Here is a 22,474-nt window from a genome sequence, read left to right on the forward strand (position 1 = left end):
TCCCATCTTCTTAGGGTTTGGATGGAAACACCCAGTGTTTTAGCTGCAACGCCAATACTAACATATCTACTCATTTGTATATAATAATATAGAAATAGGTAGATTTCAACTAGCAGTTATTAACCCTTTCGGCTTGTAAAATCAGCTCAAGCTGCCAAACAAGTATCCATCGTCATGCGACCAACAGTTTTGTTTAAGAACTGCGCATTTAAAATAGCAACCAAAACTTATACTAGATAAGCCATCTATACTATGTGGGATCAGCATTTTTCAAAAATACATCAGATAAACAGTAAGTTATTTAATTTTTATAGTGAAGATTAAAATAGCCTACAAACACATATCATAAAAAATATTCATATGACCTATAAAATAAATTAGAAAATCATAGCTCGATCTACTAAAATCGCTTTCTTTTGTTTACATCTTATTTCTCTCCCATGACGAATTTACGCACACGGGATATTATTGCCTTGGGTTTTATGACCTTTGCGCTGTTTATTGGTGCAGGTAATATTATTTTCCCACCTATCGTGGCACAGCAAGCGGGCGAACACGTCTGGCTTGCTGCGCTCGGTTTTCTCATTACCGCAGTTGGCTTACCCGTGATTACCATTATGGCGTTGTCACGTGTCGAAGGTTCTATACAAATTTTAAGTTCGCCTTTAGGCAAAATCGCGAGCTTAATTTTAACAGTCGTCTGTTATTTAGCGGTTGGCCCGCTTTTCGCCACACCACGTACCGCTACCGTATCTTATGAAATTGGTTTCTCTGCCTATTTTGGCGATTCCGCGAGCACCTTATTCATTTATAGCGCCATCTATTTTGCCTTGGTGATGTTAGTTTCACTGTATCCACACAAAATTTTAGATACAGTGGGCTATGTACTTTCCCCGCTTAAAATTCTGTCATTACTAATTTTAGGCATCACTGCATTTATTATTCCGACAGGTACAATTTCACCTGCCATTCACAATTATGTGAACAGTCCTGTATCTGAAGGCTTTATTAACGGTTATCTCACTATGGATACCTTAGGTGCATTGGTATTCGGGATTGTGATTATTAATGCGATTCGTTCACGTGGCGTAACTGATAAAAAACTCATCACCCGCTATGCGGTATGGGCAAGTTTAATTTCAGGGATCGGTTTAACTTTAGTTTATCTAAGCCTATTTAAACTGGGGATGGGCAGTCACGATGTTGCCGCCAATGCCAGTAATGGTGCAGTCATTTTACATGCCTATGTGCAACATGCTTTTGGCGGATTTGGCTCGGTATTTTTAGCTGCAATGATTTTTATTGCCTGCATGGTTACGGCAATTGGACTGACATGCGCATGTGCTGGATATTTTGAGCAAATTACTAAAATTCATTATCGCCGTTGGGTATTTATTTTAGTGGGCTTTGCCTTTGTTATTTCCAATCTTGGACTCACCAAACTCATTGCAGTTTCAGTGCCTATTTTAAGCGCGATTTATCCACCTGCAATTGTGGTCATTCTACTCAGCTTTTTCTGGGGATTATTCCGTATTCCAACCCGCGTGATTGCACCTACTGCCGCAGTTGCATTGCTCTTTGGCATCATTGATGCAATGAAGGCCGCAGACTTAGCTAGATTCTTGCCAACCACACTGACCAATTTTCCCCTGAGTGAACAAAACCTCGCTTGGTTGATTCCTGCATTACTGATTTTTGTATTCGCTACAATTCATGATCGAATGAAAAAATAGCCAGTACGGACTTCGAGCTCGGCTATTTTTTCAAGTCATGCTCTATTTTCGAGCTGTATTGTATTAAAGTCGTGTTTTATCCAAATACGAATTTAAGTTAGACAATAATTGTCAGGTTTTACCCAAACCCGCACTTATTGTTTCTTGTGCTAAAACTGCCTCTTTTTAAGGCAATTTATCAGTCATGATAATAGCAACCCAAATAATTATTTGGTATAAATAAACAAATGAAATTAAAATATTTTCAATAAAAAACTAAAACAAAATAAATCATTCACCCATTTTAAGCAGAGCTCAAATTAACGCTAAAGTCGTATAGTCGCCCTCAAAATTAGCTGGCATAAAATATGCAAGTACGATTGAAATCGTATTTAAATGGCTTAAAAAACACACTACTTTTTATTATTTTGTAAATAAATGATAACAAATAGTAGTATTTCATATGAAAATGATGTTTTTTATCAAAATATGACTATAAGGGCTTGAAATAGTTTGCTGAACAAGGTAGAACAATAAAACCAATCTGACTAAAATGCTCTGATTTTAGTGATTTATAACAAGGAGGGATGGAGATGTTTTCACATTTCAATACGCAAGTCTTCATTAACGCTCTGAAGGCTAACCAAAATCTAGTTACTTTTTTAAGCACCACTTTTGCACTGATGCTGACCCTATTGCTCCAAGGCTCAATTCAAGGCAACTTGAAACCAACCTATTTTTTATATGCCTTATTGGTATGTATAGCCTTTGCGATTTGGACATCCATTGACCAAAAGTTTCGTGAACATAAAAACGTAGAAGTTCATTAATCTTACCCTAGCACCCACTCATTTTAGCTTTTTCGCTTTCACTTTGCGGCAGATGGATCACTCCTCTGCCGCCAAACTCAAAAAGTAGATTCTAATCATCATTCCTGATCTACAGCAAAAATCTCAAAATCTTCTACGGGCTACCAAGAAAAAATTAAACTGAGCAATTAGAATTACAACAATCCATAGATTGCGCCAAGCAATAACACACTAGTCCCACCCAATTCAGCCACAATCAATAACAGCATCGCCAAACTCATGCACCAACTTGGCAATGTCCATGCTGCAATTTGATGCGGTTGTTTAAATTGATTAGTGGTATCTTTAAGCAATCCATGCAAGATATAACTCAGAATAGAAAAGCTAAAAAATACTAAATTTAGAATCACACAAATTAAAATTACAGTGGCATCCCAAATACAAAAATAAGCCAAGACCGCTAAAATTAAACTTGCAGGTGCATATAACAAACTACTGCGATGTGCGATATCCACATAATAATGAGCACGCGCTTGGGCAGAAGCACGAATTTGCCAATATTTCCACACGCCTGTAAGCATCCCCACCCACAAAAATATTCCACTGAAAATAATCGCAAGGCGCACTGCCAAAGATAAACTTTCCATGTTTAACACTCTTTTATTTTTCGTGTGGCTATTTAACTACACTCGCAGACTACTAAGCTTGACTTTAGAGTCAGAATAAATACAAGTTTCTTTTTGGAACTCGTGTAAAGTAACTTTATTCTCATCATCCTTAAAACATTATGAGCACATTTGAAAGCTTAAATAGTATATGTGCAGATGGTTATGCCCTCGCTGCCCGTTATTATCCAAATCAATATACACAAGCACAGCGTCTACCCGTCTTGATTTGTCCCGCGACAGGCATTACCAAGAATTTTTATCACGCTTTTGCCACATGGCTAAATGAACAAGGCTATGCTGTGCTGTGTTTTGATTTTCGTGGTATTGGTGATTCGTTACACGAACCATTGAAACAATGTGAAGCCAGTATTGTTGATTGGGGGCAGTTAGATATTCCTGCAGCAGTAAATACTTTGCTGCAAAAAACGCAAGCTGAACAAGTGGTTTTATTGGGACACAGCGCAGGCGGACAATTACTGGGGATTAATCCTGAATATCATAAAGTGGCAAAAGTCGTAGCTGTTTCAGGCTCTACAGGCCACACAAAAGGTTTAAAAGGTCGTACTCGCCTACTTGCCCCTGTGATGTTTAAAGTTATTTTTCCACTTGCCAGAATCACACATGGTTATGGCCCAACCAATGCAATTGGCATGGGCGAAAACCTACCTAAAAATGTGGCCCAACAATGGGCACAATTTTGTAGCAAACCCGGCTATGTCATCAATGCTATAGGCAAAACAGTTTCACAGCATTATCACGATGAAATTCGTTGCCCGATTACTGCTATTTGGAGTTCGGATGATGAGATTGCCACCGAAGCCAATGTGAAAGATTTACTCCGTCTCTATCCCCATGCATCGACTAATATGATTGAACTTAAACCAAAGCGTTATCAGCATAAAGCCATTGGGCATATGGCGATGTTTAAAAAGTCACATCGAAATTTATGGAATGTGATTGAAAATCAATTGGCAGTTTAATTTTTAGTGGCGAAGTCACATACAAATTAAACATTTGTTTTAGTTTCTCGCTTTTTCTTTTCCCTGTTTAAGCAACCAAATTTGTAATCCTGTTTGGTTGTTTCTTTTTTTCTATTCCATGCCACATTTCATGTTCAGCTTTTAAAATCCAGACTTATCGCTGATACACATTTTCAGGATGAAACATCACAATCTTTTTATTACACCATAAAAAAGCTCCACCATTTCGGTAGAGCTTTTTGAGTGATTTAATTCAAAGCTTAGTAATTAGCGTAAGCGAATCATCACAGTTTTAATACGGTTACCATCAAGTTCTGTCACTTCAAAGTGCACACCTTGATAATCCAACTGCGTGCCGACCTGAACTTCACCTTGGGTTTTATCTAAAATCAAACCTGCAACGCTAATGTAGCCTGCATCTTCTTCAATCAGATCCATCATACCCAGTTCAAGTTCAAGCTGGTATAAATCCAGCATACCTGTTGCTTTCCATTCGTTTTCATTGGTTTTAACCAAATCTAACTGTTCGTCTGCATCAGGGAATTCACCTGCAATCGCTTCAAACACATCAAGCGGTGAAATCAAACCTTGAACATTACCAAACTCATCGCTGACTAAAACCAAAGAACCTTTAGAGGTACGTAACGTATTGATCGCATCAATCACTTTCATTTTTTCAAAAATGTAAATTGGACGCTGACGTTTAATTAAAGCTTTAAGCTCTTCTTCTTCGTCCAATACATCCAACAACTCTTTGGCACGTACAATACTAATGACTTTATCTAAACTACCACGACACACTGGGAATAAGCTGTGTGGTACAGATAGAATCTGTTCGCGGATTTGTTCAGGTGAATCTTCAATATCGACCCATGAAATTTGGCTACGTGGCGTCATAATTGATGCGACTGAACGCTCTGCCAAGGTCAAGACACCACCAATCATGTAGCGTTCTTCATCTGCAAACGCTTCTTGCGCTTCGTTATGCAAATCAGGGCTACTGGTTTCAACTCGCCCCCCCATCAATTTTAAAATTGAATCTGCAGTACGGTGACGTAACGGAATTTTTGCTTCATGTTTTGCAACATTGCGCTGACCAAATTGGTTAAACGCTTCAATAGCAATCGCAACACCAATACCCGAATAGATATAACCTTTAGGGATATGGAAGCCAAAACCTTCTGCAATCAAGCTGATACCAATTAATAGTAAGAAGCTTAAACACAAAATCACCACTGTTGGATGACGGTTCACAAAAGCAGTTAATGGCTTAGATGCAAGTAACATCACCAACATTGCAACCACCATGGCAACCATCATCACATAGATGTTGTCGACCATGCCAATTGCGGTAATGACTGAGTCTAAAGAGAAAACTGCATCTAGAACAACAATTTGTGCTACAACTGCGGCAAAACTTGCATAAACCACATTGGTCGTGACTTTGACTTCGGGTTTGCCTTCCATCTTCTCATGCAACTCTCCTACCGCCTTATAGACGAGGAACAAACCGCCACCCAAGAGAATGAGGTCACGCCCTGAAAAGGTTTTTTCAAATAAGGTAATTAACGGTTCGGTTAAAGTAACCAACCAAGAGATTGCAAATAACAATCCTAAACGCATAAACAACGCTAAAGATAAGCCAATCACACGGGCTTTATCACGCTGTTCTGGGGGTAATTTTTCTGCAAGAATTGCAATAAAGACTAGGTTATCAATACCTAATACGATTTCTAGAATAATAAGTGTAATTAAACCAACCCATATTCCCGGATCTAATAAAAACTCCATTAGTTCATAGCTCCGAGATAGTTAGCAGAAATCGAAATATAAAGTAGACCTGCGCACGGCGACGGATCCATAAAAGTAACCTTTTTAGCAATAGATAGCTTAATTATGCACAATCTTGAACATTTGTAATTAAATTTTTAATTTTTTTGAATAAAACTAAACAGTACGATCTATAAGATGGTTTTTACTTTATTTTTCACATTCTTAATTTTTTTAGAGCGATGACAGCCAAACAAAAGCCGTGAGAATGGATTAAAAATGTCAAATGAATTGTAATGTATTTTTAGACGCATTAGTCATAGATTACAACTGTAAGCCAACCCACACTTTAATCTAAACTTAAAATATTGATAAAAAACAACTATTGTTAAAAGATTAGACCAAAGCTTATAATTTTTTTGCAAAATTCAACGCAATAACCCGCACTTTTACCTAAAAGCCAAGTGTACAAATGTATTTTTTTAACTAAAATGCAGCCTAAGTTGATGGTTAAATTGATAATTCAACTTATAAAACCAGATAACTCACTACTAATCCAAACTAAAACAATTCTATAGGATTAATTGATATGACACATGAATATGGATTGAACTTAAACAAATGCTTACGCGCTTGGAAAAATAGCCATTTCAAAGCCAGCTTCTAAATCGAGATTCATCATATTTCATCAGATTTCAACCAAATTTTAGCCACTGAAAGCATCTTGCTAAGCACATGAGTTTTCACATAAAATGTGAAATATCAAAAATACAATTAAAACAATGCAGGGAATATGCAATGTCCAAGAAATATTCAAAATTTCTACCATCCGCCGACCAATATGATATTGAACAATTTCCGTATTATTGGGTCACACAAGTACATGCTCAATATGTACAGAATGTCGATCAGGCACTTAAAAAGTATGGTTTAGATAATTCTCGCCGTCGTATTTTATTGGCATTAAGGTCAAAAGCACATGCGAGTGTGTCTGATTTGTCAGACATGGTGGTGTCAAAAATGTCAACTACAACTAAAATTGTTTATCGTTTAAAAGATGAAGGTTTGGTTGAAACTTATTCTTGTGATGATGATGCGCGTATCACTCGTGTCGTGCTTACTGAAAAAGGTAATGAGATGACCAACAAAATTAATGATCTGACTAGCGTTGTTTTAGAGCAGTCATTTGATGGTTTAACTCCACTACAAATTGAAAAAATGATGGAAAGTTTACGTCATATTTTTAATAATTTAGCACGCTAAACATCACGTTATTGTTCCACATCTGTTCTTATCCTATATAAGCACAAGATGTACTTAAAGATCGAAAAAATTGAGCTGGGGGCTTACTTTTTCGATCTTTGCTTTTGGTACATGTGAACACTCAAACTCGTCTACAGGAAAGCCCTGCACAAAGCTGTGTATGTTCGGTGTTTTCAAACTTAGCCATTCATCTAAACGTGCATGTGGAATAACAATAACAGAACGTTTGACTGGCCCAGGCTCATGAAATTCCTTCATCATCGCGTGATCAATTGCGTCCATGGTAATCATACTCGCAGAACGGACAATTTCTTCCGTGCCTTGCCCATCCTTTAAACGGCAAATTTCATACAGTGCTGCAATAAAAAAGGCCTGTCCATCTTTACGACGTACACCCCAACGCTGCGGTTTACTGTCTATATATTTGGATTCATAAAATTCTGACACAACAATCGCGCCAAATTTACACTTATAAGCAGCTTCACTAAAACTTGGTTTTTCTAATAAAGTTTCGTTACGGCAATTATAGGTTTTTTGCGCAATACTTCTGTCTTCCGCCCATTTGGGAATCAAGCCAAAATTCACCGAGCGCCACTCTAAACCTTGTTCAGACTTAAACAATAGTGGCACACTCGAATTTGGATACGCTTCTTCAGCATATTCAAACGGAATTTCAGGCAGACCTAATGCAGATAATTGCGCTATGCTTATTGGTTTAAAATTGGCACACATATACAAATTGGATGATTAGACACACGCACTATATTATGCGTTTTGATCATGAACAGTAAGTGCGCACCCACGCATTCCTTCTTACTCAAACAAAACGCAGGACAAATAATTACCGTTAAGCTGGCAATGTCAGCCAATGCGTGCGGGTAAATTCTTCAAATATCCAGCGCCCATTAAAACGACCTAAGCCTGAGTTTTTCTCACCACCAAACGGTGCATTGGCATGATCGGCAACGGTAATACCATTAATATGTGTCATTCCAACATCAAACTGTGCTGCAAATTCTGCACCGCGTTCTACATTTGTAGTGCATACAGCAGCAGATAAACCATAGCGTGTATCGTTCGCTAACTGTAAGGCATGTGCGGTATCTGCTGCTTTGAGAATCGGTAAAATAGGTCCAAAACTTTCATTTTGTACAATTTCTGAATCGGCAGCGACATTCACAAAAACATGTGGTGCAACTAAGTTCCCCGTAACCCCGCCCGCATAAACCAATTCTGCACCCTGCGCCTGTGCTTTTTGAATAATATGCTGATGCTTTTTCACCTGTTCTGCATTAATAATTGGCCCAATCAAGGTGTCATTTTTATTCGGATCACCTACTACTAATTGCGACACACTTGCTAACAATTTTTCAAGATAGGCTGCATAAATAGACTGATCGACAATGACCCGATTGGTACTCATGCAAATTTGACCTTGATGCAAAAAGCGCCCCATCACAGTTAGTTCTACGGCCAAATCTATATCTGCATCATCCAAAATGACTAAAGGTGCATTGCCACCGAGTTCTAAGGCGACACGTTTTAAATGCTCACCCGCAACGGCCAGTTGCCCTACATGCTGTCCAACTTCTGTAGAGCCTGTAAATGAAATCATTTTAGGAGTTGCATGCTCAACAAAGTAATCACCAATTTCACGACTCGCACCCGCCACCACATTGAGTACGCCTGCAGGCAAGTCTGCTTCTTCGAACAGTTTACCGAGTATAGTTCCACCTGTGACTGGCGTATCACTGGCAGGTTTGAGCACTACACTATTACCACAAGCAATCGCTGTAACCACTGAACGCATAGACAAATGGAAAGGGAAATTCCACGGACTGATCACAGCAATAACACCCAAAGGTTTACGCAAAACAACACTACGGACTTTCGGATCTTTGCTTTCCAGTTGCGTCGTGGTCATTTGCTCGGGAAATTGTGCAGCTTCTTGAATAATCCCTAAAGCAGCATCGACTTCGATATTGGCTTTTAAACGGGTACTGCCCGACTCATCAATCAGCCACTGGATAATTTCTTCGCGTCGTTGCTGAATGACTTGCTCTAAGTTCTTAATGATGTATTGACGCAGACTTGTGGATTGAATCAATTGTTCATCAAAAGCTTTTTGCGCTGTACTATAGGCACTATCAACATCTACCACGCTGGCGCCCTGCATCTCAAAAATTGTAGTTTGATGATATGGATTCAAGTTTGGAATGGTTTTAGTAGATGTCCCAACCGACCACTTGCCGCCAATAAATTGTTGATTCAAATCTTGATATGCTGGCATGTATTTGTCCTTGCGCTACTTTTTATATATGACTTTCACTCTACTCCGCAGCTTGATGTTTTTCTAGCAGCAAGTACATCCTGTAACTATTCAGCTGCAAAATTTTCAAAAAACCATAAGCAAAATACAGGCAACAAAAAAGCCTCCGAAGAGGCTCATTTGTTTGTATTACACAATCAGTAAATCAAATCCTAAAGGATTAATCACCTGTATAACCTTTTAACTTTAAACGCGCTGCGTGTAAAAGTGGCTCTGTGTAACCAGAAGGTTGCTCGCCACCTTTGAAGATCAAGTCAGATGCAGCTTGGAATGCAATGTTATTAGCAAAGTCGTTAGACATAGGCGTGTATAGTGGATCATCAGCATTTTGTTGATCTACAATTTTCGCCATGCGCTGCATTACTTCTTCAACCTGTTCACGCGTTACAATTCCGTGACGTAACCAGTTGGCAACGTGCTGAGAAGAAATACGTAAAGTTGCACGGTCTTCCATCAGGCCCACATCATTGATGTCTGGAACTTTAGAACAACCTACACCCAGATCAACCCAACGAACGACATAACCCAAGATACCTTGGCAGTTATTTTCCAGTTCTTTTAGTTTCTCTTCTTCAGACCAGTTGGTATCAGTTGCAAGAGGTGGAGTTAACAAATCATCTAAAGGCAATGCTTCAGTTGCAAGCAATTCTTGCTGACGGTTTGCTACATTAATTTGATGGTAGTGAATCGCGTGAATCACTGCACCTGTTGGAGACGGAACCCATGCACAGCTTGCGCCTGCTTCAGGATGTTCAGTCTTGGTTTTGTACATGTCTAACAGCATGTCTGGTTTTGGCCACATGCCTTTACCAATCTGTGCTTTACCACGTAGACCTGTTTGTAGACCTACCATGACGTTACGGTTTTCGTAAGCTGGGAACCATTTTTGGCCTTTGATTTCGCCTTTACGAACAAATGGACCTGCTTCCATGAAGGTATGGATTTCATCACCTGTACGATCCATGAAACCGGTGTTAATAAAGATGGTACGGTCTTTCGCCTGAGCAATACAGTTTTTCAGGTTAACAGAGGTACGACGCTCTTCATCCATGATACCGATTTTCAGGGTTTTAGCAGGTAAGCCAAGCGCTTGTTCAGCACGTTCAAACAGCTCAACCGCAAATGCTACTTCTTCTGGACCGTGCATTTTTGGCTTAACGATATACATAGAACCAGTACGTGAGTTCTTGATCGTGTTCTCACCACGGATATCAGCCACAGAAAGCAATGGAGTGACCAATGCATCCATGATGCCTTCATAAATTTCTTCGCCATCTACAAGGATCGCCGGGTTTGTCATCAAGTGACCCACGTTACGAAGCAGCATCAATGAACGGCCATGAACCTTGGTCTCACCGCCTTCAACATTTTTGAAGGTGCGGTCAGCATTTAGTTTACGGGTAATGGTCTTGCCATTTTTCTCGATAGACTCTTCAAGCGTACCTTTCATCAAGCCTAACCAGTTACGGTAGCCTTCAACTTTTTCTTCAGCATCAACTGCTGCAACAGAGTCTTCCAAGTCTTGAATCGTCGTTACAGCCGCTTCAAGCACAACATCTTTCACGCCAGCTGCATCTGTCTGTCCAATTGGGCTGTTTGCATCAATCTGGATGACTGCGTGCAGGCCGTTATTTTTCAGTACGATTTCAGTTGGTGCAGAAGCTTCGCCATTGTAACCAACGAATTTAGAGCTATCCGCAACAGTTGTTGTAGAACCATCTTTTAGGCGAACAACAAGTTTGTTTGCTTCTACAGCATATTGAGTCGCGTCGGCATGTGAACCTTGCGCCAATGGGAAAGTTTCATTTAAGAAGTTTTTCGCGAATGCAATTACTTTTTCACCACGAACTGGGTTGTAGCCTTTACCTTTTTCTGCGCCATTTTCTTCAGAAATAACGTCAAAACCGTAAAGTGCGTCATATAACGAACCCCAACGTGCGTTTGCTGCGTTCAAGCAATAACGTGCGTTACGTACAGGTACTACGAGCTGTGGACCAGCCAATAATGCGATTTCTTCATCAACATTTTCGGTGGTAATTTGAAAATCTTCTACTTCTGGTAATAAGTAGCCAATTTCAGTCAAGAAAGCTTTGTAAGCTTCTAATTCAAATGTATTATTGCGGTGCCATTCATCAATTTTAGCCTGAAGCTCATCACGCTTTGCGAGTAATGTTTTGTTCTTAGGGCTAAGATCGACAACGACTTGCTCAAAGTTTTTCCAGTATGTATCACTGTCCAAACCAGAACCTGGTAATGCTTCATTTTCGATGAAATCGTAAAGTTCTTTAGCAATCGCTAACTTGCCTTTTTGAATACGTGCAGTCATTGTCTTTCCTGATATTGCTACTTTTTATACAAGAGATTCTAGTATACTGATTTATATTTAGCTGAATAGTATTATCACATTTCAAAATAACGATCATTTATTACAAGATGAATGACAACAATCATCATAAATCCTGATCAGAAACACGACACTATTACTCATCTAAATACACTTTTACAGTGTATAAAGTTTTTGAAATGTCGAAATTAGACTTAAGTTCAGATTTTGTTGTAAAAATCGACGTCAGTCTTATTGCAACCCTTCAAGATTAAGCCATGTTTATGACAAAATGTCGATAAAACCAACAGTCACATCTTTTCTATCATAAAAAAGCGCCTAGTTCTAGGCGCTTAAAAGATCAACTGATTTGATGTTTGGCTTCGGTGGCCTGTATCTGTCGATGTTCTTCATTTAAGTAATCATCAGACTGCATTTCCAATAAACGTGAACGTGTGCGTTCAATTTCAAATGCCAGTTTTTCGCCCTGATAAATTTCAATAATCGAATCTTCAGAAGTCAGTAATAACTTGACACCACGATCATAAAATTCATCGACCAAATAAATAAAACGACGTGTTCCTTCAGACAAGAAGTCTGTTAAATGCGGTACATTGCTCACCAAAACCGTGTTGTAGATGTTGGCAATTTCAATAAAGTCTGCAGGACTACGCGGTTTAAAGCACAGTTCTGAAAATTCACACCACAACACATCTTCAGTATGCGCAATTGTTTCAACAATACGTTGGTTGATAATAATTGGCTCAGAAGAATAATGTTGTGTATTACTCAAAGCACTGAAACGCTGTGCCATCCAGTTTTGATTATCATGCGTTAAAGGCGATTTAAATAATTGCGCCTGTTTCAAAACACGTAAGCGATAATCTACACCAGCATCGACATTTAGCACTTGGCAATGTTTTTTGACCATTTCAATGGTTGGAATAAAACGATCTCGATGGATACCATTTTTATATAAACCGTCTGGGGCGATGTTAGATGTTGCCACCAAAGTAATGCCACGATGGAATAATTTTTGGAACAAGTCACTCAGAATCATCGCATCAGTCACGTTAGATACGAAAAATTCATCGAAACAAATCACCACTGCATCTTTATAAATTTGGTCTGCAACAGAATCGAGCGGGTTACGCTGCCCTGAAAGTTTGTTCAGTTCACGATGCACATGCTGCATAAAGTGGTGAAAGTGCATACGTGTTTTACGTCTAAATGGAATCGAGTCGTAAAACTGATCCATGAGCCATGTTTTACCACGACCTACACCACCCCACATATAAACACCCTGTGGTGCTGTTTGGCGGCGGAAACGGCGGAACGCTTTTTTTGATGCTTTATAGCGTTGAATTAATTCCTGCCACACACGCTCAAGTTCGTGTACAGCCTGCGCCTGCGCATCATCTGGCATAAATTGTCCAGAGGCTAACGCTTGTGCATAACGCTCCGCAGGCGATAATGGAGTAAAGGCTGTGGTTTGTGGCGAATTAAAATCAGACATATTCATCAGTACTTATTTGGGCAAATAGATTATAACGAAGATCGAATCACGAGATATAGCACTTTGGCATAGTTTGCAAAATACTTAGGCTATTTTGTATATTGGCGTGGACTTTGTCCAAACCACCGCTTAAAGGCATGATTAAATGCTGCGGGTTCTGAATAACCAAGTAACTCTGCAATCATTTCAATTGAATATTCCTGATATTCAATTAATCGCAATGCTTTATCTTTGATGAGATCTTCACGAATTTGTTTATAACTGGTGTTCAGTTGTTGCAGTTGATGGCGCAATGTCCGTTCAGGAATTTGCAAAGCATGTGCTGTTTCTGCCATGCTCGGCATACTGCCCTGTTGTAACTCCAAATAATCTTTTACGCGCTGCACTACCGAAGGCGCATCATCTTCAAGTTTAAGTCGCTCTAACTCAATCACACACTTGGCTTCATAACTGCTAAAAGTGACTGCATCGGCAGAGGGAATACGTGCTGTGAGAACTGCATCATCAAACCAAAATGCTGCTTGTGATTGATTAAAAACAATATCTTGACCGTAATAATCATAAAAAGTTTGCAAAACTTCACTTTGCTGCGGCTGTACAAATGGCAATTCTATGCGAATACGTGGCGCACTCATCCCCATCATTTTATATAGGTCTTGAATAAATTTGAATGTGCCTGAAATTTCACACTGCGCACGTAATACACCTAAACTACTATGTAAATCATTGGGTTGATAACACAATGCAATATGTCGCGTGCTATGTTGTAAACTTAGTTTCCCGCTTAAATGCGTCAATCCCTGATATTGAATCCCTTTTTCTAATGCAGTGGCAATATCTGGACTGGTCACCAATAACATCAATAAAGGACCATAACCTGCCAAAGCATAATGCTGTCCAATAAACAGCCCCATTTCAGGCTCTACATCTTCACCAATGACTTTTAGAATATCCCATTCCAAACTCAGATGAATAATTGAACTGGTATCCAGCGCATCTGCACGCAAGCCGATACTTTGCAATTTTGCATCGACATCAACGCCTGCTTTACGCATGCCTTGTATTAAATACATTAAGCCAAGTATGGATCTTTTCATAAAATGAACAGTGCGAAACGGAATATCCTTTTTACCCGATTCATCCACAGATAGAAATTGCCGAAAATATCAATTTTTATGTCAGCACGATCATGTTACCGCATGCTGGCTTATTCTATCCTGACTCAAACAAACTCAAATCAAACAAAATAAATATAAGGATATCTTCATGCAGGATGCAGCAGCGTATTATCAAGTCGCAATTATTGGTGCAGGCTTTGGCGGATTAGCCATGGCGATTCGTTTACTACAACGCAATATTCATAACTTTGTGATTTTAGAAAAGTCTGATGAAGTGGGTGGTACTTGGCGTGAAAATCAATACCCTGGTGCGGCTTGTGATGTGCAGTCGCATCTGTATTCATTGTCATTTGCACCCAAAACTGACTGGTCAAAACGCTATGCCGAAGCACCAGAAATTTTTCAATATATTCAAGATGTGGTGCAACAATTTAATCTGCGTGAATATTGCCAATTTAACAGCGAAGTGGTGCATACCGAATACCATGAAAAAGACTGTGTATGGCATGTTGCGTTAAAAGATGGCAGACAATTGAGTTGCCAATATTTAGTCTTTGCTTCTGGCCCACTGCATGTGCCACAAATCCCGCACATTAAAGGCATTGAAAAGTTTCAGGGCAAGGTTTTTCACTCGTCTCAATGGGATCATCAATACAACTTAAATAGCAAAGTTGTGGCATCTATTGGCACAGGCGGCAGCGCGATTCAATACATTCCTGAAATTGCACCTCAAGTTAAACAGTTATATGTCATGCAACGTACAGCTGCATGGGTCATTCCACGAGATGAACGCAAATATCTGAATATTGAGAAAAAACTGTTTAAACAAGCAGACTGGTTTAGAAAATTGCATCGTGCGCGTTTGTATTGGTCGAATGAATCACGTGCAATTCCAATCATGCAACCTAGCGTGATGAAATATACCCAAAAACTGGCAGAAGCCTTTATTCGTTTTCAGGTCAAAGACAAACAATTGGCACAAAAACTCACGCCTGACTACATTATGGGATGTAAACGTATTTTAGTGTCCAATAAATACTTCCCAACTTTTAACCGTGACAACGTCGAATTAGTGACTGATGCAATACAGGAATTGACTGCAGACAGCATCATCACCAAAGATGGTAAAATGCGAAAAATTGATTGTCTGATTTATGGCACAGGCTTTATTACCGATCCGCGTATCTATCTACAGCCATTTAGCTGCATTGGTGAACATGGCGTTGAATTAAAACAGGCATGGAAAGATGGCGCAGAAAGCTATTACGGCATTAGCCACAAAGGTTTTCCGAACCTGTTTCAGTTGCTTGGGCCAAATACAGTTTTGGCGCATAACTCGGTTATTTTTATGATCGAATCGCAAGTCGATTACATTCTGCAAATGATGGATTTGGTGGCACAATCACAGAGCAATGCAATTGTAGTAAAAGATCAAGTACAAGATCAATTTAACCACGATGTGCAAGACATGCTAAATAACACGGTTTGGCAATCTGGCTGTGTAAGTTGGTATCAACAAGATGGTGGAAAAAACTTTGCACTTTGGCCAACCTATACTTGGAAATATTGGCTAAAAACCAAGTCGCTGCATCCGAGTGATTTCAGATTAATCAGTAAAGCGGCATAAATTTCCGCTTTTAAAAGCAAACTGGCATAATCAACAGGTTTTTATCTATCTCCCACCTGTTGATCTCATGCAATCTCTTTGGCTGATTTTCCAATTACTCTGCTGTTTATGTCTAGGCTTTGTACTGGCAAAACGCCTCCCTCGAATAATCGAAAAAATTGCGTTTCAACTGCTTCCATATTTTAGCTATATCCTGCTAATTGCAATTGCGATGGAATTTTCACAAACGCTCGGTTCACTACAGCAGCCATCGCATATTCTATCTACAGCTTTACAGATTGCATTTGCTACATCAATTGGTGCTTTTCTGTGTTGTTATTTGCTTTACAAAGGTTTGGGGCTGCAAGCAACGCAAGGCAAAGTTTCATTACAGTTGTTGATTCAATCCTGCATCAACATCAGTTATGCCTTTTTTGCACTTTTGGCAGGCTACGTGCTGCATCTACTTTTTAGTGCTATGGATTTCCAAGTTCAGATCAACACTTGGTATTTACTGTTGCTGTTTATGTGGATGATTGGACTCGATCTCGCTTATTCGCCTTTAGATCGTTCTTGGCTGAATTGGAAAATTTTAATGGTGCCCGTAGGCTGTATTTTCGGTTCAGTTGCAGGGGTACTACTTTGCGCACTTTGGCTTCCCATCGCTCTACAAGATTTGCTTATGCTCTCACAAGGTTATGGATTTTATTCCATGAGCGGGATTGTGGTGTCGGAACTTCGCAATGCCGAATTGGGTAGTATTGCGTTAATGAATGATTTATTCAGAGAGATTTTTGCGATATTGCTGATGTATATTTTGGGATGGCGTTATCCACGTGCTGCAATTTCTGCCGCAGGCGCAACTGCCATGGACGTCACTTTGCCCATGGTAAAACAAGCCTGTGGCAACGATTTTATTCCACATGCCATGGTCAGTGGATTTGTATTGTCAATCCTTGCACCCATTGCTGTAAGTGTATTGGCTGCTATTTAAAAAGAATCAACAATTGTCCTCTCTCCCTCTGGGAGAGAGTTGGAGAGAGGGTTTGCGCTCTATTTAGGCGAGAGTTAGAGAGAGGGCTTATCTCCCTTTTAGAGAGTCAGCGATAGTAAAATTAAAGCGTCGCTAAAATATCTTTCAAAGTCTGACGTGGATTTTCAGATTTTGTAATTGGACGACCAATCACCAAATGCGTAGAACCATCCAGCATAGCTTGTTTGGGAGTCACAATACGTTTTTGATCATCGGCATTTGAGCCTTCAGGACGAATCCCTGGAGTTACTAAGGCAAAATCCTGCCCTAAGATTTCACGCAACATTTTGGCTTCTTGCGCAGAACACACCACACCATCTAAACCACTTTCTTGAGTGAGTTTAGCTAAACGCTGAACTTGCTCAAAAGGCTCAATATCTAAACCTAAATCTTTTAAATCTTCACGCCCCATAGAGGTTAGTACAGTCACTGCAATCAGTTGAGTCTGATAATTCCCTGCTTTTAAACGCTCCACACAGGTTTCCATCATTTTACGACCACCTGAGGCATGCACGTTGACCATCCATACGCCTAAATCTGCTGCAGCACATACAGCCTGAGCCGTTGTATTTGGAATATCGTGAAATTTCAAATCTAGAAAAACCTCAAAACCTTTGTCATGCAAGGCTTTCACGACTGCAGGACCTTCATGGGTAAATAACTCTTTACCAACTTTTACTCGACATAATGCAGGGTCTAATTGTTCTGCAATGGTTAAGGCGTCATATTGGCTTTTAGCATCGAGGGCAACAATGATACTCAAGAGAATTACCTATGGATTTGACAAAGAGTCGCTATTATAAAGTGATTCGTGCCAAGCAGATAGTCAAAAAGACAGCTTATCCCCCATCGCAGCGATAATCAGCCATTCGTCAAAGGCACACATAAAAAAACACCCCAAGATAACCTTGAGGTGTTGATGATCAATTCGCTCAACAGAGCAAATTAAAGTGCATTAGAAGAACGATCTTCAGTATGCACATCTAATACCGTTTTTTCATGACGAGTATGCGCAGCAGCTTCAGCAGCAGCCAGTTGAGCTGCATGAATTTGCTCTTTGCGTAGGTATTCAATATCTTTACGTAGTCGCTTAATTTCCCAACTATTTTGGAATACACGGAAAACCTGCACGCCCAACAATAACCCTAGCACCAAACCAAGTGCCAATGTAATCAGTAGCAATAGACCCAAACGCATTGCAGGCACTTGAGTAAATAACAGGTCAACTGAAAGTTCAGTGCCGTTTTGCAAAACCAATGCCAGAGAATATCCAAATAGAATAACTAAAATAGCGACTAGAACGTAACGCATAAACACCCCTAGGAATTTTATTTATTTACAGACTCGTTTACTGCATCACGTAGTGCTTTACCCGGTTTAAAGTGCGGTACAGCTTTAGCCGCAACTTCTACAGACTTACCTGTTTTTGGGTTACGACCTACACGTGGTTCACGGTGATGCAATGCAAAACTACCGAATCCACGAATTTCAATTCGGTTATCTGCCGATAGTGATGCAATCATTTGATCAATCATGATCTTCACAGCTTCTTCCACCAATGGCTCAGCCAAATGTGGATTTTTCAAAGCAATTCGTTCTATCAAATCAGACTTATTAAGTGCTTCAGTAGTCATCTGCGACCTCTTTAATTATCAAGCTACTTTTACCTAAACTGATAATAACCTGTTTAAATACAAAACGGTAGCGTAATAATTGAATACTACGCTACCGTTTACAGTATTTGTGTAAAAAGTATGTGCTAATTTACATTAACCATACAGTTTACCCGCAACTTAGTTGCCCATTTGAGCTTTGATCAAGTCACCAATTGTCTTAGGACCATTGTCTTGACCGCTAGTTGCAGTTTTCAAGTTAGCAACAGCTTCTTTCTCTTCAGCTTCGTCTTTCGCTTTGATAGACAAGTTGATAGAGCGAGATTTACGGTCTACGTTGATGATTTTCGCTTCAACTTCTTGACCAACTTCCAAGAACTTAGTTGCATCTTCAACGCGATCACGGTTGATTTCAGATGCTTTAAGTGTTGCTTCAACTTCGTCAGCTAACTTAACAGTTGCGCCACGAGCATCAACAGCAGTTACAGTACCTTTAACCAAAGCACCACGTTCGTTAGCAGCTAAGAAATCGTTGAATGGATCGCTGTTCAATTGCTTGATACCAAGGCTGATACGGTTGCCTTCAGCGTCTACAGAAAGGATAACCGCTTCAACAGTGTCACCTTTCTTGTAACGACGAATAGCTTCTTCGCCTTGCTCGTTCCAAGAAATGTCAGACAAGTGAACTAGGCCATCGATACCGCCTGGTAAACCGATGAAGATACCGAAGTCAGTGATTGACTTGATTGTACCTGAAACTTTTTCACCTTTGTCGTGGTTCTTAGCAAACTCTTCCCATGGGTTAGCACGAGTTTGTTTGATACCAAGAGAAATACGACGACGCTCTTCGTCCACTTCAAGAACCATAACGTCAACTTCGTCACCAATCTGAACAACTTTAGATGGGTGGATGTTTTTGTTAGTGTGGTCCATTTCTGAAACGTGTACTAAACCTTCAACGCCTTCAGCGATTTCTGCGAAACAGCCGTAGTCAGTTAAGTTTGTTACGCGAGCTTTAACGATAGAACCTTTAGGATAACGGCTCATGATCGCTAACCATGGATCTTCGCCTAATTGCTTAAGACCTAAAGATACGCGGTTACGCTCTTTGTCAAATTTAAGTACTTTAACAGTAACTTCTTGACCCACTTCAACCACTTCTGATGGATGCTTGATACGTTTCCAAGCCATGTCAGTGATGTGAAGAAGACCGTCAATACCGCCAAGGTCAACGAATGCACCGTAGTCAGTAAGGTTCTTAATCGTACCAGTAACAGTTTGACCTTCTTCAAGCTGAGCAAGAAGCGCTTCACGGTCAGCTGAAGATTCAGCTTCCATAACTGCACGACGAGATACAACAACGTTGTTACGTTTAGCATCAAGTTTGATAACTTTGAACTCTAACTCTTTACCTTCAAGGTGAGTTGTGTCACGGATAGGACGAGTGTCTACCAAAGAACCTGGTAAGAACGCACGAACTGGACCGATGTCTACAGTGAAACCGCCTTTAACTTTACCAGAGATAACACCAGTAACGATTTCGCCGTCTTCAAAGATTTTTTCAAGTTTAGTCCAAGTTTCAGCACGTTTCGCTTTTTCACGTGATAAAACAGTTTGGCCCATACCGTTGTCAAGTGCTTCAACAACAACATCAACGGTGTCACCAACTTGAACTTCAAGTTCGCGTTGTTCGTTTAAGAATTCAGCGCGGTCAACAACGCCTTCTGATTTAAGGCCAGTATCAACTGTTACCCAGTCAGAGTCGATGCTTACTACAACGCCTTGGATGACAGCACCCTTTTCAACGTTGAGGTTTAATTCGCTTTCTTCAAAGAGGGCTGCAAAAGATTCGGTCATGATATACCTGATAAAGTCAGCGGTCTTGGATCAGACAAGGCCGGTTTAGTTAAGCGTCTACATAGTCCGTATAGAACTGATCAAGCTATGCGTTCGCTGAATAGGTTTATTTCACGCGGTTAAGCGCGGCAAATAGCAAGCTTCTGATCGACATAAGCCGTCATTAATGCAAACACTTCATCAATGTTCAACTCAGAACTATCAATGATGTAAGCATCTTCTGCGGGCTTGAGCGGAGCAACTGTGCGCTCCATGTCTCGTTTGTCGCGAGCCTGTATATTCGCTAAAATGTCGCTTATTTTAGCATCCAGCCCCATACCCTGCAACTGTTTTACTCGTCTTTGTGCACGTGACTCTGCCGAAGCAGTTAAATAAATTTTAGCCTGCGCATTTGGGAAAATACTGGTCGCCATATCGCGTCCATCTGCAACCAAGCCTGGTGCTTGGGCAAAGGCATGCTGACGTGCAAGTAATGCTGTGCGCAATTCAGGTACTGCCGCAACTTTTGAGGCATATTCCCCCACACGTTCGGTACGTATGGTTTGCGTGACATCTTCACCATCAAGCAACACTTGTGTGCCATCTGGCTGGGTCACAAATTGAATATTGAGCTGTGTTGCAATGGCAACGCATTGACTCAGTTCAGTATCAAGTTGATCTAGCAAATTCTGCTTATGTAACGCCAAACCCAACAAACGATACAACGCACCAGAGTCGAGTAAATGAAACTGATAATATGCTGCCAATTTTGCCGCGAGTGTGCCTTTACCTGAACCGCTAGGGCCATCAATGGTAATAATTTGAACCGTCATGCTGTTTCCGAAATGATTAGAGAGATTTTGCTAGTTTGGATAAACCAATTTTAATTGCAGTTTTCAACTGCGCAAGAATAGCTTTGCTCACAAACGGAACTCGCGCTTGTAGCTCAATGCTATACGTGACCAAGGTTTTGTGATCTGCCACTTGCTGAAATTCAATGGTACCCAAATGATGTTTGATCAATGGATTTTTAATGATTTTATATTCAATCCGCTGATTCGGTTCAAGCACGGTAATTTGCTCTTGCAAAGGTTTAATTGGCCCAATCCCCATACGACGCACCGAACCTACACCATCTGGACGTTCAGGGTCAGCAGAGTCTTTAATGCGCACCACTTGCATTGGTGCAAACGCAATATTATAAGTTGCATGTTTAGAAAGTAATTCAAATACTTGCGCAACTGGCGCATTAAATTCTTTTTTAATTTGAATAGCGTGCATGGTTTGCCCTGATGATGAATGCTATGTTGTGTTTGATTTAGTTTAACGCAAATCAAGCCTAAAACTCAGAACTGGTTTTGATCATGGAGGTCATTTATCAACTATTGCTGCTTTTGTTGTTTCTTTTGCGCACGGCGCATCTTAAAAAAATCACTCAACTGGGCTGAACATTGCTGCTCTAAACAACCTGATTGATACTCAAAAATATGATTGTAATAGCCTGACTCTAAAAGCTTTCTAGCACTGATCAATGAGCCGGCTTTGGGTTCAGTTGCTCCAAATACCACACGTTTGATTCGCGCATGAATGAGCGCACCCACACACATGGTACAAGGCTCCAGTGTGACATAAAGCGTGGCATCTTCAGGCAAACGATAATTTTGAATATGATCACATGCTGCACGGATTGCCACAATTTCGGCATGTGCGGTTGCGTCGTGTAAGGAAATAGGCGCGTTATAACCCGCGCCAATCACTTGATTTTGACTAACGATGACAGCCCCCACAGGAATTTCCCCCTGTGCTGCAGCCAAAGCAGCCTGCGCATAGGCAAGCTGCATCCAGTCTTCATCACTATAGTTCTGTTCTGACATTTAAATATGAGTAAAAATCAATAC

Annotated in this window: 20 protein-coding genes; 6 read left to right on the top strand and 14 right to left on the bottom strand. The window is 40.2% G+C overall.

Features of this window, described 5'->3' with window-relative positions; all coding sequences use genetic code 11:
• The first annotated feature begins 440 nt into the window (after positions 1-440).
• A complete protein-coding gene (gene brnQ / locus FTT78_RS08755) occupies positions 441-1,733 on the top strand; it encodes a branched-chain amino acid transport system II carrier protein (protein WP_154320787.1) in 1,293 nt (430 codons plus the stop codon).
• 572 nt (positions 1,734-2,305) lie between these two features.
• Positions 2,306-2,542: a hypothetical protein gene (locus FTT78_RS08760; protein ID WP_004976747.1), complete on the top strand. Its 237-nt coding sequence runs from the start codon at positions 2,306-2,308 to the stop codon at positions 2,540-2,542.
• Between the two features lie 173 nt (positions 2,543-2,715).
• On the opposite strand, the gene FTT78_RS08765 is transcribed toward FTT78_RS08760, so the two are convergent.
• Positions 2,716-3,168 carry a hypothetical protein gene (locus tag FTT78_RS08765; protein ID WP_004976749.1) on the bottom strand — a complete coding sequence of 151 codons (453 nt, stop codon included), beginning with the start codon at positions 3,166-3,168 and terminating at the stop codon, positions 2,716-2,718.
• A 140-nt stretch (positions 3,169-3,308) separates the two neighbouring features.
• On the opposite strand from FTT78_RS08765, the gene FTT78_RS08770 reads away from it, so the two are divergent.
• The gene (locus FTT78_RS08770; protein WP_180044041.1) at positions 3,309-4,169 is read left to right on the top strand and encodes an alpha/beta fold hydrolase; all 861 of its coding nucleotides are present in this window, start codon (positions 3,309-3,311) and stop codon (positions 4,167-4,169) included.
• 267 nt (positions 4,170-4,436) lie between these two features.
• Here the strand turns inward: FTT78_RS08770 and FTT78_RS08775 are convergent, their stop codons facing one another.
• The gene (locus FTT78_RS08775) at positions 4,437-5,960 is read right to left on the bottom strand and encodes a TerC family protein (RefSeq protein ID WP_004976753.1); all 1,524 of its coding nucleotides are present in this window, start codon (positions 5,958-5,960) and stop codon (positions 4,437-4,439) included.
• A gap of 777 nt (positions 5,961-6,737) precedes the next feature.
• Here FTT78_RS08775 and FTT78_RS08780 point away from each other — a divergent pair.
• Positions 6,738-7,202: a MarR family winged helix-turn-helix transcriptional regulator gene (locus tag FTT78_RS08780; RefSeq protein WP_004976754.1), complete on the top strand. Its 465-nt coding sequence runs from the start codon at positions 6,738-6,740 to the stop codon at positions 7,200-7,202.
• A 54-nt stretch (positions 7,203-7,256) separates the two neighbouring features.
• Here FTT78_RS08780 and FTT78_RS08785 read toward each other — a convergent pair whose 3' ends face one another.
• The 5 genes from FTT78_RS08785 to FTT78_RS08805 all read right to left on the bottom strand — a co-directional run bounded on the left by FTT78_RS08785 (position 7,257) and on the right by FTT78_RS08805 (position 14,467).
• Positions 7,257-7,934 (bottom strand): SOS response-associated peptidase family protein, encoded by a 678-nt coding sequence (locus FTT78_RS08785; protein ID WP_154320789.1) that lies wholly within the window; start codon positions 7,932-7,934, stop codon positions 7,257-7,259.
• 115 nt (positions 7,935-8,049) lie between these two features.
• The gene (locus FTT78_RS08790; protein ID WP_136144233.1) at positions 8,050-9,492 is read right to left on the bottom strand and encodes an aldehyde dehydrogenase family protein; all 1,443 of its coding nucleotides are present in this window, start codon (positions 9,490-9,492) and stop codon (positions 8,050-8,052) included.
• Between the two features lie 199 nt (positions 9,493-9,691).
• Positions 9,692-11,857, bottom strand: coding sequence for a malate synthase G (locus FTT78_RS08795; RefSeq protein ID WP_004976757.1), 2,166 nt, complete (start codon positions 11,855-11,857; stop codon positions 9,692-9,694).
• Positions 11,858-12,215: 358 nt separating this feature from the next.
• Entirely contained in the window at positions 12,216-13,370 is a 1,155-nt protein-coding gene (gene zapE, locus FTT78_RS08800; protein WP_004976758.1) for a cell division protein ZapE, read from the bottom strand.
• Between the two features lie 89 nt (positions 13,371-13,459).
• Complete coding sequence (locus FTT78_RS08805) at positions 13,460-14,467, bottom strand: AraC family transcriptional regulator (protein ID WP_180044043.1); 1,008 nt, start codon at positions 14,465-14,467, stop codon at positions 13,460-13,462.
• A gap of 169 nt (positions 14,468-14,636) precedes the next feature.
• Here FTT78_RS08805 and FTT78_RS08810 point away from each other — a divergent pair, with 169 nt between their 5' ends.
• A complete protein-coding gene (locus FTT78_RS08810) occupies positions 14,637-16,115 on the top strand; it encodes an NAD(P)/FAD-dependent oxidoreductase (RefSeq protein ID WP_154320792.1) in 1,479 nt (492 codons plus the stop codon).
• Positions 16,116-16,182: 67 nt separating this feature from the next.
• Positions 16,183-17,088 (top strand): lysine exporter LysO family protein, encoded by a 906-nt coding sequence (locus FTT78_RS08815; protein ID WP_004976767.1) that lies wholly within the window; start codon positions 16,183-16,185, stop codon positions 17,086-17,088.
• A 121-nt stretch (positions 17,089-17,209) separates the two neighbouring features.
• Here the strand turns inward: FTT78_RS08815 and pyrF are convergent, their stop codons facing one another.
• From pyrF to tadA, 7 genes are all read right to left on the bottom strand, one after another.
• Entirely contained in the window at positions 17,210-17,890 is a 681-nt protein-coding gene (gene pyrF / locus FTT78_RS08820) for an orotidine-5'-phosphate decarboxylase (RefSeq protein ID WP_019836519.1), read from the bottom strand.
• Between the two features lie 182 nt (positions 17,891-18,072).
• Positions 18,073-18,438 carry a lipopolysaccharide assembly protein LapA domain-containing protein gene (locus tag FTT78_RS08825; RefSeq protein WP_004976771.1) on the bottom strand — a complete coding sequence of 122 codons (366 nt, stop codon included), beginning with the start codon at positions 18,436-18,438 and terminating at the stop codon, positions 18,073-18,075.
• A gap of 17 nt (positions 18,439-18,455) precedes the next feature.
• Positions 18,456-18,761 (bottom strand): integration host factor subunit beta, encoded by a 306-nt coding sequence (locus tag FTT78_RS08830; RefSeq protein ID WP_004976773.1) that lies wholly within the window; start codon positions 18,759-18,761, stop codon positions 18,456-18,458.
• Between the two features lie 159 nt (positions 18,762-18,920).
• On the bottom strand, positions 18,921-20,597 hold the full coding sequence (rpsA, locus tag FTT78_RS08835) for a 30S ribosomal protein S1 (protein WP_004976774.1): 1,677 nt from the start codon (positions 20,595-20,597) through the stop codon (positions 18,921-18,923).
• A 119-nt stretch (positions 20,598-20,716) separates the two neighbouring features.
• Positions 20,717-21,409: a (d)CMP kinase gene (gene cmk, locus FTT78_RS08840; RefSeq protein ID WP_154320795.1), complete on the bottom strand. Its 693-nt coding sequence runs from the start codon at positions 21,407-21,409 to the stop codon at positions 20,717-20,719.
• A 16-nt stretch (positions 21,410-21,425) separates the two neighbouring features.
• The gene (locus tag FTT78_RS08845; RefSeq protein WP_019836521.1) at positions 21,426-21,857 is read right to left on the bottom strand and encodes an SRPBCC family protein; all 432 of its coding nucleotides are present in this window, start codon (positions 21,855-21,857) and stop codon (positions 21,426-21,428) included.
• Between the two features lie 101 nt (positions 21,858-21,958).
• On the bottom strand, positions 21,959-22,450 hold the full coding sequence (gene tadA, locus FTT78_RS08850; RefSeq protein ID WP_004976782.1) for a tRNA adenosine(34) deaminase TadA: 492 nt from the start codon (positions 22,448-22,450) through the stop codon (positions 21,959-21,961).
• Positions 22,451-22,474 lie beyond the last annotated feature (24 nt).

It is taken from the genome of Acinetobacter sp. YH01011 (genome assembly GCF_013420785.1).
Taxonomy (GTDB): Bacteria; Pseudomonadota; Gammaproteobacteria; order Pseudomonadales; family Moraxellaceae; genus Acinetobacter; species Acinetobacter towneri.